At 77.8% G+C, this 13,164-nt stretch carries 14 protein-coding genes; 9 read left to right on the plus strand and 5 right to left on the minus strand.

The window, feature by feature from the left end; translation table 11 throughout:
- Window positions 1-19 precede the first annotated feature (19 nt).
- Window positions 20-1,417 carry a septation protein SepH gene (gene sepH / locus ACRYR7_RS10085; RefSeq protein ID WP_432571952.1) on the minus strand — a complete coding sequence of 466 codons (1,398 nt, stop codon included), beginning with the start codon at window positions 1,415-1,417 and terminating at the stop codon, window positions 20-22.
- 266 nt (window positions 1,418-1,683) lie between these two features.
- On the opposite strand from sepH, the gene ACRYR7_RS10090 reads away from it, so the two are divergent.
- Both ACRYR7_RS10090 and ACRYR7_RS10095 read left to right on the plus strand, forming a co-directional pair.
- Entirely contained in the window at window positions 1,684-2,799 is a 1,116-nt protein-coding gene (locus tag ACRYR7_RS10090) for a ferrochelatase (RefSeq protein WP_432571953.1), read from the plus strand.
- Entirely contained in the window at window positions 2,796-3,650 is an 855-nt protein-coding gene (locus ACRYR7_RS10095) for an inositol monophosphatase family protein (protein ID WP_432571954.1), read from the plus strand. The genes ACRYR7_RS10090 and ACRYR7_RS10095 overlap by 4 nt, the downstream gene beginning before the upstream one ends.
- A 25-nt stretch (window positions 3,651-3,675) precedes the next feature.
- Here ACRYR7_RS10095 and ACRYR7_RS10100 read toward each other — a convergent pair whose 3' ends face one another.
- Window positions 3,676-3,993, minus strand: coding sequence for a hypothetical protein (locus ACRYR7_RS10100; protein WP_432571955.1), 318 nt, complete (start codon window positions 3,991-3,993; stop codon window positions 3,676-3,678).
- Between the two features lie 578 nt (window positions 3,994-4,571).
- On the opposite strand from ACRYR7_RS10100, the gene ACRYR7_RS10105 reads away from it, so the two are divergent.
- Window positions 4,572-4,871, plus strand: coding sequence for a DUF4193 domain-containing protein (locus ACRYR7_RS10105; protein ID WP_432571956.1), 300 nt, complete (start codon window positions 4,572-4,574; stop codon window positions 4,869-4,871).
- Window positions 4,872-4,886: 15 nt separating this feature from the next.
- Here the strand turns inward: ACRYR7_RS10105 and ACRYR7_RS10110 are convergent, their stop codons facing one another.
- A complete protein-coding gene (locus tag ACRYR7_RS10110; RefSeq protein WP_432571957.1) occupies window positions 4,887-5,381 on the minus strand; it encodes a DUF3093 domain-containing protein in 495 nt (164 codons plus the stop codon).
- 101 nt (window positions 5,382-5,482) lie between these two features.
- On the opposite strand from ACRYR7_RS10110, the gene dut reads away from it, so the two are divergent.
- The 4 genes from dut (at window position 5,483) to ACRYR7_RS10130 (ending at window position 8,080) form a co-directional block, all read left to right on the plus strand.
- On the plus strand, window positions 5,483-5,998 hold the full coding sequence (gene dut, locus ACRYR7_RS10115; RefSeq protein WP_432571968.1) for a dUTP diphosphatase: 516 nt from the start codon (window positions 5,483-5,485) through the stop codon (window positions 5,996-5,998).
- Complete coding sequence (locus ACRYR7_RS10120; RefSeq protein ID WP_432571958.1) at window positions 5,995-6,849, plus strand: DUF3710 domain-containing protein; 855 nt, start codon at window positions 5,995-5,997, stop codon at window positions 6,847-6,849. Before dut ends, ACRYR7_RS10120 begins: the two co-directional genes overlap by 4 nt.
- A 128-nt stretch (window positions 6,850-6,977) precedes the next feature.
- Window positions 6,978-7,370, plus strand: coding sequence for an OB-fold nucleic acid binding domain-containing protein (locus tag ACRYR7_RS10125; RefSeq protein WP_432571959.1), 393 nt, complete (start codon window positions 6,978-6,980; stop codon window positions 7,368-7,370).
- On the plus strand, window positions 7,367-8,080 hold the full coding sequence (locus ACRYR7_RS10130; protein WP_432571960.1) for a DUF3159 domain-containing protein: 714 nt from the start codon (window positions 7,367-7,369) through the stop codon (window positions 8,078-8,080). Before ACRYR7_RS10125 ends, ACRYR7_RS10130 begins: the two co-directional genes overlap by 4 nt.
- A gap of 73 nt (window positions 8,081-8,153) precedes the next feature.
- Here the strand turns inward: ACRYR7_RS10130 and ACRYR7_RS10135 are convergent, their stop codons facing one another.
- Both ACRYR7_RS10135 and ACRYR7_RS10140 read right to left on the minus strand, forming a co-directional pair.
- Complete coding sequence (locus ACRYR7_RS10135; RefSeq protein WP_432571961.1) at window positions 8,154-8,813, minus strand: potassium channel family protein; 660 nt, start codon at window positions 8,811-8,813, stop codon at window positions 8,154-8,156.
- A complete protein-coding gene (locus ACRYR7_RS10140) occupies window positions 8,813-9,478 on the minus strand; it encodes a potassium channel family protein (protein ID WP_432571962.1) in 666 nt (221 codons plus the stop codon). Before ACRYR7_RS10140 ends, ACRYR7_RS10135 begins: the two co-directional genes overlap by 1 nt.
- A 180-nt stretch (window positions 9,479-9,658) precedes the next feature.
- Between ACRYR7_RS10140 and ACRYR7_RS10145 the strand changes: the two genes are divergently transcribed.
- Window positions 9,659-11,752, plus strand: a complete 2,094-nt coding sequence (locus tag ACRYR7_RS10145; RefSeq protein WP_432571963.1) for an APC family permease — start codon at window positions 9,659-9,661, stop codon at window positions 11,750-11,752.
- Window positions 11,749-13,125, plus strand: a complete 1,377-nt coding sequence (locus ACRYR7_RS10150; protein WP_432571964.1) for a class I SAM-dependent RNA methyltransferase — start codon at window positions 11,749-11,751, stop codon at window positions 13,123-13,125. Before ACRYR7_RS10145 ends, ACRYR7_RS10150 begins: the two co-directional genes overlap by 4 nt.
- The last annotated feature ends 39 nt before the right edge of the window (window positions 13,126-13,164 follow it).

Consider the following 13,164-nt stretch of genomic DNA (forward strand, 5'->3'; position numbering starts at 1 on the left):
TCGTGCCGTCCGGCGCCGGTCAGTCCTTCTTCGTGCCGAACATGATCTCGTCCCAGCTCGGCACGCTCGCGCGCTTGCCGCCCCCCGAACCGCCCGAGCCCGGCGGGGTCCCCGGACCGCCGGAGCGGCGCGCGGAGCGGTTGCGCCGCCGCGGTGCCGGGCGCTCGGGCTGCTGACCGCCCTGCTCGGCGCCACCGGCAGCCGGGGTGGCGCCGTCGGCCGCACCGGCCGGGGCGGCGCCGGGGGCGCCCTCCGCGCCCGCCCTGTCCGCGTCCGCCCCGTCCGCGGCCGCCCCGTCGGAGGCCGGGGAGGGGGCCGCGGCGGCGTCCTGCACCCCGTCCGCGACGCCCACCGCCTCCGCGACGACGTCCACCGCCTCCGCGACGTCCACCGCGTCGGCCCCGTCGGTCTCCCCGGCCGGGTCGGCGTCGGCCGCGTCGGCCGCGTCGGTCGTCTGCTCGGCACCCCGTCCGTCGTGGGCGGACTGCGCGGGCGCCGGGGCGGTCCCGGCCGTGCGCGGCGGCGGCAGCACCGTGCGGTCCTCGTGCTCGTGCGGGGCCGAGGCCGCCGGGTGCGCCGGCGGCGGATCGGCCAGCAGCGCGTCCACCCGCGGCGCGGCCTCCCCGGCCTCCTGCGCGGGCGCCGGCTCCCCGCGCACCCCGCGCTGCGCGTCCAGCGCGTCCAGCAGCCCCGGGGCCACGTCGCCCGGAGCCGGGCGCGCGGGGCGCCCGCCGCGCTCGGCGGAGCGGACCCCGCCGTCGGCCTCCACGTCGTACACCCGCTCGCCGCCGGGGCGGGCGGCCTCGCCCACCACGCTCACCAGCCGCCGCGCGGGCAGCGGGCCGGGGTCGGCCGGCTCCTCCTCGCTCAGCCAGCGGGCCTCGTCGTCGGTGGCGGTCAGCGCGCGCGAGCCCGGGTCGAACGACCAGCGCGCCACGCGGCCCCGCCCGCCCGCGACGAACTCCACCTGCACCGTCCAGTCGCCGTCCTCCTGGCGCCAGGAGTCCCAGCGGGCGCCCTCGGGGTCGACCGCCCGGGCGCTGAGGCGGGCCACCACCAGCTCCTCCAGCGTGCCGGTGCCCCCCGAGCGGCCGTAGGCGGTGCGCCGGGCCAGGCCCGCCACGTGCGCGCGCTCGGCAAGCACCGGCCCCTCGTAGCGGCGCACCCGGTCCAGCGGCAGGCCGCCGGCGTCGGCCACCTCCTCGGCGGACTCCCCGGCGCGGATGCGCGCCTGGATGTCGCGCGGGCGCAGCTGCGCCTCCAGCTGGATCTGCAGCTGCCCCAGCCGGGCGCGGTCGCGGCGCACCGCGGCCCGCAGCGCCTCGTCCACCCGCAGCCGGTAGCGCGCTCCGTCGACGCCCAGGAGCACCACGTGCTCGCCGTCGTCGTGGACCCCGACGAGCCTCAGGTCCTGCATGAGGGCGTCCTCCAGCGGTGTCGTCTGCGGCGCCGCGGCCGGACGGGCCGGGCCGGCGCGGCTCCCGGTCGGGCCGAGCGCTGCACGCACTCTGCCACTTGCGCACCTGCGTGTTCACCCGGCTCCGGGCAGGAACCGGTCCGGACCCTCGGCGTCGACCTGAGGGTGAGGTCGCCCGCGAGCACCGCCGGGACCGCCCGCGAGCCCCGCCGGGGGCCGCCGCACCCCCGGCGGGCGGTCGCGCGCGCAGCGGTGAGAATGTCCCGGTGAGCGCTGCGACCACCTCCGCGCGTCCCTACGACGCCCTGCTCCTGCTGTCCTTCGGCGGTCCCGAGGGCCCCGACGACGTCATGCCCTTCCTGGAGAACGTCACCCGCGGGCGCGGCATCCCCCGCGAGCGTCTCGAGGCCGTCGCCGAGCACTACCTGCACTTCGGCGGCAAGAGCCCCATCAACGACCAGAACCGCGAGCTGCTGGCGCAGCTGCGCCGCGAGCTCGACGCGCGCGGCCTGGCGGACCTGCCCCTGCTGTGGGGCAACCGCAACTGGGAGCCGTACGCGACCGACGTGCTGCGCGAGGCCCACGAGGCCGGTGCCCGCCGCGTGCTCGTCGTCTTCACCAGCGCGTACTCCTCGTACTCCAGCTGCCGGCAGTACCGCGAGGACCTCGCCCGCGCCGCCGAGACCCTGGCCGCCGAGGGCCGCGCCATCGAGTTCGACAAGATCCGCCACTACTTCAACCACCCGGCGTTCACCGAGGTCAACGCGCAGGCCGTCGTGCGCGCCCTGGGCGAGGTGCCGCAGGGCTCGCGCGTGGTGTTCGTCACCCACTCCGTGCCCGACGCGATGAACGACGTCTCCGGCCGCGACGGCGGCGCGTACGTGCGCCAGCACCTCGACGTCTCCGCCGAGGTGGCCCGCCGCGCCGGCGCGGCCCTGGGCACCGACGTGGCCTGGGACCTGGCCTACTGCTCGCGCTCGGGCCCGCCGAGCCAGCCGTGGCTGGAGCCGGACGTCAACGACCACCTGCGCGCGCTGCACGAGCAGGGCGTGCCCGGGGTCGTCGTGGCGCCCATCGGCTTCGTCAGCGACCACATGGAGGTCAAGTTCGACCTCGACACCGAGGCCGCGGAGACCGCCGGGGAGATCGGCCTGCCGTTCGCGCGCGCGGCCACCGTCGGTGCCGACGCCACCTTCGTCGCCGGCCTGGTCGACCTGGTCGAGGAGCGCGCCGCCCAGGCCCGCGGGGAGCAGCGCGAGCGGCCCGCCACGGGCGCGCTGGGCCCCTCGCACACCGTCTGCCCGGTGGGGTGCTGCCGCAACCTGCGCGCGGACCTGCCCGCCGCGACGGGCGAGGACTACCGCGCCCCGGCGCCGGCGTGAGCGGCGCCGCCCCCGCGCTGCCGGGCGCCGGCGAGCTGGCGGAGCTGCGCCGGGTGGCGGTGGAGGCGGCCGCCGCGGCCGGTGAGCTGGTGCGCACCGGCCGCCCGGACCGGGTGGAGGTCGCCGCGACGAAGTCCACCCCCACCGACGTCGTCACCGCCATGGACCACGCCTCCGAGCAGCTCCTGGTGGAGCTGCTGGGCCGGCTGCGCCCGCGGGACGGGGTGCTGGGCGAGGAGGGCGGGCACCGCCCCGGCACCTCCGGCCTGACCTGGGTGGTCGACCCGGTCGACGGCACGGTGAACTACCTGTACGGCCTGCGCGCGTACGCCGTCAGCGTCGCCTGCGTGCTCGACCCGGCCGGCGGCGCCGACCGGCCCGACCCGCGCACGTGGACCGTGCTCGCCGGGTGCGTGCACGACCCCACGGCGCAGGAGGTCTGGAGCGCGGCGCTGGGGCAGGGCGCGAGCCTGGACGCCGCCGGGCGGCGGCGGGAGCTGCGCGTGCCGCGGGGCGTGGAGCTGCCCGGGGCGCTGGTGGCCACCGGCTTCGGCTACGACCCGCAGCGCCGCGCCGAGCAGGCCGCCGTGCTGGCCCGCCTGCTGCCGCGGGTGCGCGACGTGCGCCGCATCGGCAGCGCCGCGCTGGACCTGTGCTGGGTGGGCGCCGGGCGGCTGGACGCCTACTACGAGAAGGGCCTGAAGCCCTGGGACATGGCCGCCGGCGCCCTCGTGGCCGCCGAGGCCGGCGCCCTGGTCACCGGCTTCGACGGCGGCCCGGCGCGCACGGAGGGGGTGCTGGCCGCCGCCCCGGGGCTGCACGCCGCCCTGCGGGCCGAGCTGGCGGGCTGAGCCGGCGGGCTGCGCGGCCGCGGTCTCAGGCGGGCGCGCAGCGGGCCGCCTCGACGGCGGTGACGTCCACCACCCGCTCCTGCCCGCTCCGCTGCTCGGACAGGTAGGCCACGGTGTCGGGCAGCGCCACGTCGTGCGCGGCGGCGAGGTGGACGAGCCCCTCGAGCTCGCCGAGGTGCGCCGCGGCCAGCTCCTCCTCGCCCGCGGCGGTGGCCGAGTCGATGGTGGCGCGCGTCTGCTGCACGCGCTCGGACAGCTCCGCCACGAAGACGGGCGGGGCGGGGCGGACGGGCTCGGCGTCCGGCGTGGTCGAGCCGTTCGGACGCGGTTCCTGCGCGGTCACGGCACCTCCTGGGGGTCTGGGCGCCCGGCGGCCGCGCGGTGCTCGTGCGCGGGGCCGCCGTCGGCGGGGACGCCCGCACACTACGGGGCGTCGGAGCCCGCTCCAACTCACCCGGTGTCGCTGTGGGCACCCCCGTCGCGCCCCGCCGCACCGTGCGGTGACCGGCCGGTGACGGGCGCGCGACGGCCGTGCGACGGGCGTGCGACGACTGCGCGACGGGGCGCGCGACGGGGCCCGCGAGGGTGCCCGCAGCGGGTGCGCGGTGCGGCGGGCGACGGCGGTGGGGGCGGCGGGGGAGCCGCGGTGAGCGCCGCGGCCCGGTGCCGGCGGGCGCGCGGCGGGTGAGCCGTCCGGAGCAGCCGGAGCACCCGCGCGGGCCAGCGCCGAGCGCCCTGCGTGGCCGTCGGCGACGCGCCGTGACCCGCCCCGGTTCGTCGTGCGCGCGGCGGTAGGTCATGATGCGTGCTCGCCTCGTCGGTCGGGCACCGTCGAGCAGGGGCCGGGGGCGCGGGCATGTATCGGGGCCGTGCCGCGTTGAGCCGGCCGCAGGACCACGGAACACGGAGTGAGGCAGGGTCATGGCGACCGACTACGACGCACCGCGCAAGAACGAGGACGAGCTCAACGAGGACTCCATCGAGGAGCTCAAGGCCCGTCGGACGGACAAGAGCTCGGGTGCCGTCGACGAGGACGAGACGGAGGCCGCCGAGGGCTTCGAGCTGCCCGGCGCGGACCTCTCCAACGAGGAGCTGTCGGTGCGGGTCCTCCCGCGCCAGCAGGACGAGTTCACGTGCACCAGCTGCTTCCTGGTGGTGCACCGCAGCCAGCTCCACGACATGGGCGACGGCCGCATCATCTGCAACGACTGCGCCGCCTGAGGCGGCGGGGCGCCCTCAGCGGCCGCGGGCGACCGCGTCCGCGAGCCGCTGGGGGTGACGGGTGGAGACCACCCAGTACGGGGTCGGGTCCGCCGGGTCGTCCAGGTGGACCCGCACGGCCGTGGGCACCCACGAGCGGATCGCCAGGTGTGCCCGCGCGTCCAGCTCCGGCCCCAGCACCGCGCGGCGCCGGTCGGCCGTGACGACCTCCACGCGCGAGACGACGTCCAGCGGCACCCGCGCCCGCGCCGCGCGCAGCTCGCCGCCGGAGACCTCCACGGTCCCGGCCAGGCTCAGCAGCACCCCCGCGGCCAGCGCCGCGCCCAGCAGCGCGCCCACCAGGGCCCCGCGCTCGCCGAAGACGGGCAGCGCGATCAGCGCGCCGCCCACCACCGCCGGCAGCCACGACAGCCAGGTCGTCACCGCCGGCCACCAGCGCTCCCGCCACAGCGGCCCGGGCGCCTCGCCGGCGGGCCGGGCGGAGGACCGGGGACCGGGGGAGCCGCTCACGGCGCCAGCGTCTCACGCCGCCGGGCGCGCCCGGCGCCGTCCCCGCCCCGGCCGGTAGGGTCCGGGCCGTGAGCCACGCCGCCGCCGAGCCCGCCGCCGCCCTGGAGGTGGCCACCGTGCTGGCAGACCCCGCCGCGCTGCCCACCTACGCGCACCCGGGCGACGCCGGGGCCGACCTGACCACCCGCGTCGACGTCGTCGTCGGCCCCGGCGAGCGGGTCACGGTGCCCACGGGAGTGTCCATCGCCCTGCCGGAGGGGTACGCCGCGTTCGTGGTGCCCCGCTCGGGCCTGGCCGCGCGCCGCGGCCTGACCACGCTGAACGCCCCGGGCACCGTCGACGCCGGCTACCGCGGCGAGATCCGCGTCACGCTGCACAACACCGACCTGCGCGAGGCGGTGGAGCTGCGCGCCGGGGACCGCGTGGCGCAGCTCGTCGTGCAGCGGGTGGAGCGGGTGCGCTTCCTGCCGGTGGAGCAGCTGCCGGCCTCCGCGCGCGGGGAGGGCGGCCACGGCTCCACCGGCGGCTCCGGCGCGCTCGCCGCGGCCGGCGCCCTGGACGCCACCGCGCCGCACCACGCAGACCACAGCACCACCACCGGGGAGGGACGACCATGAGCCTGTTCCGCCGCAAGCGCGTCAAGGACGCCGAGGCCGAGACCGGCAGCACCCAGGACGAGCGGGCGGCGCAGGCGCCGGCCGGTGACGGTGCGCCCGCGGCCACCGGCACCGCCGCCGGCACCGCCGACGACACCGCGGGCGCCGCCGCGAGCGCCCCCGCCGAGGAGGCGCCCGCCGCCGCGGCCGGCAGCCCCGGTGCGGGCGCTGCCGGTGCGGGCGCCGCGGACCGCTCCGGCGGGCCGTTCGACGCCTCGGAGGTGCCCGCCGAGGACGGCCGCCTGCCGCTGGGCGGGCTGCGCCTGGCCGGGCGCGAGGGCATGGAGCTGCGCTTCGAGGTCGAGGAGGCCGGCCAGCGCGTCATCGCGGTCACCGTCGGCCTCGCCGGCTCGGCCGTGCAGCTGCAGGTCTTCGCCGCCCCGCGCAGCCGCGGGGTGTGGGACGAGATCCGCGCCGAGATCGCCGCGGCCGTCGGCGCGCAGGGCGGCGTGGCCGAGGAGCGCACCGGCTCCTTCGGCGCCGAGCTGCTGTGCCGGCTGCCGGTGCGCACCGAGGACGGGCGCACCGCCCACCAGCCCACCCGCTTCGTGGGCGTCGACGGGCCGCGCTGGTTCCTGCGGGCCGTCTTCTCCGGGCCCGCGGCCCACGACGAGCAGGCCGCCGCGCCGCTGGAGGACATCGTGCGCGACGTGGTCGTGGTGCGCGGCACCGAGGCCATGGCGCCGCGCGAGCTGATCCCGCTGGCGCTGCCGGAGGCCCGCCCGCAGCCGCCGGCGGAGCAGGAGCAGGCCGGTGGGCGCGAGGACCTCAAGCCGTTCGAGCGGGGCCCGGAGATCACCGAGGTCCGCTGAGGCGCGCTCGACCACCCGTCGGACCACCCGCCCGGTGCGCCCGCCCGGTGCGCCCGCCCGGTGCGCCGGGCGGGTGGTCCGGGGGCACCGGGTCCCGGGGAGCGCGCGGGGGTCCTACTCTGGTGGCCGTGTCGAAGTCGTCGGTGCTGAGCACGCCCCTGTGGCGGCGCGCGCTGCAGCGTTTCACCGCCTCCGAGTCGGACCTCGCGGCCGAGGAGGCCCAGCAGGACGCCGTGCGCCACGGCGGAACCCCCTGCGAGGCCATCCCCAACCGCACCCGCGCCTGCGTGTGCGGGACCCTGCGCTCGGTCACCCTGCGCCCGCGCGGCGGCGTGCCCGCCCTGGAGGCGGAGCTGTTCGACGGCTCCGGCTCGGTGGCGCTGGTGTGGCTGGGCCGCCGGCGCATCGCGGGGGTGGAGCCGGGGCGCCGGGTGAAGGCCCGCGGCCTGGTCGCCGACGACGACGGCCAGCGCGTGATCTTCAACCCGGAGTACGAGCTGCTCTGCCCCGAGAGCCCGTGACGGCACCGGTGCCCGGCCCCGCTGCGGGGGCGGGGGCGCCGACCACCGTCGAGGAGGTCGTGCGCCACCGGCTGTCGGCGGCGCTGGGCGGCTGGCGCGGCCTGCTGGACTCGGCCGCCCCGGCCCTGGCCTTCCTGGTGGCGTGGCTGCTCACCTCCGACGTGCTGGTGTCGGTGGGCGCCTCCGCGGCCGTGCTCCTCGTGGCGCTGGTGGCGCGCGTGGCGCGGCGCGAGACGGTGCAGCACGCCCTGGGCGGCATCCTCACCACCGCCGTGGCGGCCTTCATCGCCTCGCGCACCGGCCGCGCCGCGGACGTCTTCCTGCCCGGGATCCTGCTCAACGCCGCGCTCGCGGTCGTCTTCGCCGCCTCCATGGCGGCGCGCTGGCCCGTGGTCGGGTTCGTGGTCGGCGCGGTCACCGAGGACCCCACCGGCTGGCGCCGCGACCGCGGTGTCGTGGCCCTGTGCCAGAAGCTGACCGGCCTGCTGCTGGCCGGCTACGTGCTGCGGGTGGCGGTCCAGCTGCCGCTGTACCTGGCCGACCGCTCCGGGGACGGGGACTGGACCACCGCCCTGGCGGTGAGCAAGCTCGTGCTGGGCTGGCCGCTGCTGGTGCTGGGCGTGGTGCTCGCCGGCGCGGTGCTGCTGCGCGGACACACGCCCCTGGAGCCGCAGGACGCCCCGCGGGAGCCGGCCGCCCCGCCCGCCTGAGCCGGCCTGAGCCGGCCGGGCCCGGCCCGGCCAGCCGGTCCGGGCCCGGCCGGGCCGGTCGCGCGGCGGGTGCTCAGCGGGTGCCGAGCAGCTCGCGCAGCTCCGCCTCGGCCTCGGGGACGCTGAGGAACATCAGGTGGTCGCCCACCTCCAGCACGTCGTCGGGGGTGGGCGGGATCGGGCGGTCGCCGCGCACGATGGCGACCAGGACCGCGTCGGCCGGCAGCGGGATCTCCCCGACGGTGCGGCCCACCACGGGGCTGGAGCCGGCCAGGGTGTACTCGGCCATCGAGGTGTTGCCCTGCTGGAAGGTGAACAGCCGCACCAGCTCCCCGACGCTGACGGCCTCCTCGACCAGCGCGGTCATCAGCCGCGGCGTGGACACGGCGACGTCCACGCCCCACGCCTCGTCGAAGAGCCACTCGTTCTTGGGGTTGTTCACGCGCGCGACCGTGCGCGGCACGCCGTACTCGGTCTTGGCCAGCAGCGAGACGACGAGGTTGGCCTTGTCGTCGCCGGTGGCGGCCACCACGACGTCGCAGTCGGCCAGCTCGGCCTCGTCGAGGCTGGAGATCTCGCAGGCGTCGGCGAGCAGCCACTGCGCGTCGGGCACGCTGTTGATCTTCATGGCGGCGGGGGAGCGGTCCACCAGCAGCACGCGGTGCGAGTTGGCGAGCAGCTCGCGGGCGATGGAGCGCCCCACGATCCCGGCCCCGGCGATGACGACGCGCATCAGGCTCCCTCCTCCGGCGCGGCGGCGAGCACGGCGGCCGCGGCCGCGGTGCGCTCCTCCGCGACGACCACGTGCACCAGGTCGCCCTCCTGGTGGACCATCCCCCTGACCGGCACCACGCCCTGCCCCAGGCGCGTGACGTAGGCCACGCGCACGCCGGCGGCGCTCTCCAGGGCGTGCAGCGGGCGGCCCACCCACCCCTCGTGCACGGGCGCCTCGACCATGACGACGCGCCCGCTGGCGTCGCGGAACTCGCTCAGGGCCCCCTCGGGCACGAGCCGGCGCAGCACCTGGTCCGCCGTCCAGCGCACCGTGGCGATGGTGGGGATGCCCAGGCGCTGGTAGACCTCGGCGCGGCCGGGGTCGTAGATGCGCGCCACGACGGTCTCGACCCCGAACTTCTCCCGGGCCACGCGCGCGGCCAGGATGTTGGAGTTGTCGCCGGAGGAGACGGCCGCGAAGGCGTCGGCCTGGTGGATGCCGGCCTCGACGAGGGTGTCGTGGTCGAAGCCGACGCCGGTGACGCGCTGGCCGGCGAAGGAGGTGCCCAGGCGGCGGAAGGCGTCGGCGTTCTGGTCCACGACGGCCACGCTGTGCCCGCGCTGCTCCACGGTCAGGGCCAGGGTGGAGCCGACCCGGCCACACCCCATGATCACGAAGTGCACGACCCCTCCGGTGCGTCCTGGGCGCTGGGGCCGCCGGCTGCTCCGGCGGGCGTCCCGGGCCGCGACGCTACCGCCTCGCCCCGGGCACCGCCGCGCCGCCCGCCGCGCCGCCGGTCCCGCGGGTGCCCGCGCTCGCCGAGCGCCCGCCGGTGCCGCCGCGCGGGCCTAGCATGGGTGGACGTGCCTTCTGTGACGGACGCGGTCAAGCGCGTGCTCGTCGGCCGGCCGTTCCGCAGCGAACGCCTGTCCGAGACCCTCCTGCGCAAGCGCATCGCGCTCCCGGTCTTCGCCTCCGACGCCCTGAGCTCGGTCGCCTACGCCCCGGACGAGGTGTTCCTCACCCTGTCCATCGCCGGCATCGCCGCCTACGCCTTCTCGCCGTGGATCGCCGCGGCGGTCGTGGTGGTCATGCTCGTGGTGGTCGCCTCCTACCGGCAGAACGTGCACGCCTACCCCTCGGGGGGCGGCGACTACGAGGTGGCCACGGTCAACCTGGGCCCCAACGCGGGCCTGACGGTGGGCAGCGCGCTGCTGGTGGACTACGTGCTGACGGTGGCGGTGTCGATCTCCTCGGGCGCGCAGTACGCCGCGACCGCGATCCCGGTGCTGCGCGGGCACGAGGCGCTCTTCGCGGTGGCGCTGGTGGTGCTGCTGATGACGGTGAACCTGCGCGGCATCCGCGAGAGCGGCACCGCCTTCGCGGTGCCCACCTACATCTTCATGTTCTCGATCATCGGCATGGCGCTGTGGGGCTTCGGCCGGTACCTGTTCGGCGACCTGCCGCAGGCGCCCAGCGCCGGGTTCGAGCTGGCCGCCGAGCACGACATCTCCGGCGGGCTGACCAGCGTGGCCGGCGCGTTCCTCATCCTGCGCGCCTTCTCCTCCGGCGCCGCGGCGCTGACCGGCGTGGAGGCCATCAGCAACGGCGTGCCGGCCTTCCGCAAGCCCAAGAGCAGGAACGCCGCCACGACGCTGCTGCTGCTGGGCCTGATCAGCGTGACCATGCTGGTGAGCATCATCACGCTGGCCAACCTCACGCGCGTGCGCTTCGCGGAGGACCCCGGGCTGCAGCTGCTGCGCGACGGCGTGCCGGTCGGGGACTCCTACGTGCAGGACCCGATCATCGGCCAGCTCGCGGCGACGGTCTTCGACCACTTCCCGGTCGCGTTCTACCTGGTGACCGCCGCCACCGGCGTCATCCTCGTGCTGGCCGCCAACACGGCGTTCAACGGCTTCCCGGTGCTGGCCTCGATCCTGGCCCGCGACGGCTACCTGCCCAAGCAGCTGCACACCCGCGGCGACCGGCTGGCCTTCTCCAACGGCATCATCGCGCTGGCCGGCGCGGCGATCGTGCTGATCCTGGCCTTCGACGCCCAGGTGACCCGCCTGATCCAGCTCTACATCGTCGGCGTCTTCGTCTCCTTCACCATGAGCCAGACCGGGATGATCCGGCACTGGACGCGGCACCTGCGCAGCGAGACCGACCCGGCCGCGCGCGGCCGCATGAAGCGCTCGCGCGTGATCAACTCGATCGGGCTGGGCCTGACCGGCCTGGTGCTGGTGATCGTGCTGCTGACGAAGTTCACCCAGGGCGCCTGGATCGCGATCCTGGCCATGGTCGTGATCTTCGCCAACATGAAGCTCATCCGCCGGCACTACACCTCGGTGGCCAGCGAGCTGGCCATGGCCGAGGACGCCAAGGCCAAGGCGCTGCCGACCGGGGTGCGCAGCGTGGTGCTGGTCTCCAAGCTGCACAAGCCGACCCTGCGGGCGCTGGCCTACGCGCGCGCGGCGCGGCCCACGGAGCTGCAGGCGGTCACCGTGGCCGTGGACCCGGAGGAGACCGCGGCCCTGCAGGCGCGCTGGGACGCGCTGGACCTGCCGATCCCGCTGACGGTGCTGGACTCCCCGTACCGGGAGATCACCCGCCCGGTGCTCGAGCACGTCAAGGCGCTGCGCGCCCGGTACCCGCGCGACCTCGTCACCGTCTACGTGCCCGAGTACGTCGTGGGCCACTGGTGGGAGACGCTGCTGCACAACCAGTCGGCGCTGCGCCTGCGCGCGCGCCTGCGCTACACCCCGGGGGTGATGGTGGCCAGCGTGCCGTGGCAGCTGAGCAGCTCCGAGGGCATGGAGGACCGCGTGGAGCGCGCCGCGCCCGGCCTGGTGCGCCGCGGCACGTTCGGGCCCACGCCCACCCGCCCGCAGGCGTCCTCGCCCACCGCCGTGACGCCCCCCGGGCCCGGCGACGGCGAGCGCGAGGAGGTCCGGTGAGCCGCCCCGCGGGCGCGGCCGCGCCCGGCGCGGGCCGCGGCCGGCGCACCCGCCCGGCCCCCGACCGGGGCGCGGACCGCACCGGCACCGAGTTCGAGGTGGAGGTCGGCCCCGTCGCCCACGGCGGGCACTGCGTGGCCCGCCACGAGGGCCGGGTCGTCTTCGTGCGCCACGCCCTGCCCGGCGAGCGGGTGCTGGCCCGGGTCACCGAGGGCTCGGACGGCTCGAGGTTCTGGCGCGCGGACGCGGTGCGCGTGCTGAGCGCCGACGCCGACCGCGTCGAGCAGCCGTGCCCGGTGGCCAGGCCGGGGATGTGCGGCGGGTGCGACTTCCAGCACGTGGCGCTGCCGCGCCAGCGCGCCCTCAAGGCCGAGGTGGTCGCCGAGCAGCTGCGCCGCCTGGCCGGCCTGGAGGTGCCCGTGGAGGTGGAGGAGGTCCCGCTGCCGGCGGGCGCCCCCGACCCGGAGCACCCGGGGCTGCGCTGGCGCACCCGCACGCAGTTCGCCGTGGACGTCGAGGGGCGCACCGGGCTGCGCCGGCACCGCTCGCACGACGTGGTGCCGCTGGCGGACTGCCCCATCTCCACGCACGGGGTCGTGGGCAGCGGGGTGCTGGCCCGGCGCTTCGGCAACGTGGAGTCCGTGGAGGTCGCGGCCGGCTCCGACGGCGGGGACCCGCTGGTCGTCGTCGCTCCCAGCGCGGGCGCGCACGCCCGCCTGCCCAGGCTGCCGGGCGCCTCGGTGGCCGTGCGCACCCCCGAGGGCCTGCACCGCGTCAGCGGGCGCACCTGGGTCGGCGAGCGGGTGCGCGTGCGCGGCGAGGAGCTGGGGTTCCGGGTGAGCGGGGCCGGCTTCTGGCAGGTGCACGCGGGGGCGGGCACGGCGCTGACGGAGGCGGTGCTCGACGCGCTGGAGCCGCGCGCGGGCGAGCGCGCCCTGGACCTGTACGCGGGCGCCGGGCTGTTCACCGCGGTGCTGGCGCGCGCGGTGGGCGGGGAGGGCGCGGTGCTGGCCGTGGAGGGCGAGGCGCGCGCGGTGCGCGACGCCCGCCGCACCCTGCACGGCGCGCCGCAGGTGGAGCTGTGGGAGGGCCCGGTGGAGGAGGCGCTGGCCGAGCCGGAGCTGGCCGGCTCCCGCGTGGACCTCGTCGTGCTGGACCCGCCGCGCGCGGGCGCCGGGGGCGCGGCGGTGGCGGGCATCGCCGCCCTGCGCCCGCGGGCGGTGGCGTACGTGGCCTGCGACCCGGCGGCGCTGGCGCGCGACCTGGCGACCTTCGCCGAGCACGGCTACGCGCTGGACGGGCTGCGCGCCTTCGACCTGTTCCCCATGACGCACCACGTGGAGTGCGTGGCGCGGCTGGTGCCGGCCGGCTGAGGGCGCGGCGCGGCGGGCGCGGCGCGGGACGCCGCGCCC

Source organism: Kineococcus gurbantunggutensis (genome assembly GCF_050871925.1).
Taxonomy (GTDB): domain Bacteria; phylum Actinomycetota; class Actinomycetes; order Actinomycetales; family Kineococcaceae; genus Kineococcus.

Bases quoted from the DNA above. Each gene is read 5' to 3' on its own strand.
- sepH (WP_432571952.1), bottom strand. From the start codon at position 1,417: ATGCAGGACCTGAGGCTCGTCGGGGTCCACGACGACGGCGAGCACGTG.
- ACRYR7_RS10105 (WP_432571956.1), top strand. From the start codon at position 4,572: ATGGCGACCGACTACGACGCACCGCGCAAGAACGAGGACGAGCTCAAC.
- ACRYR7_RS10120 (WP_432571958.1), top strand. From the start codon at position 5,995: ATGAGCCTGTTCCGCCGCAAGCGCGTCAAGGACGCCGAGGCCGAGACC.
- ACRYR7_RS10135 (WP_432571961.1), bottom strand. From the start codon at position 8,813: ATGCGCGTCGTCATCGCCGGGGCCGGGATCGTGGGGCGCTCCATCGCC.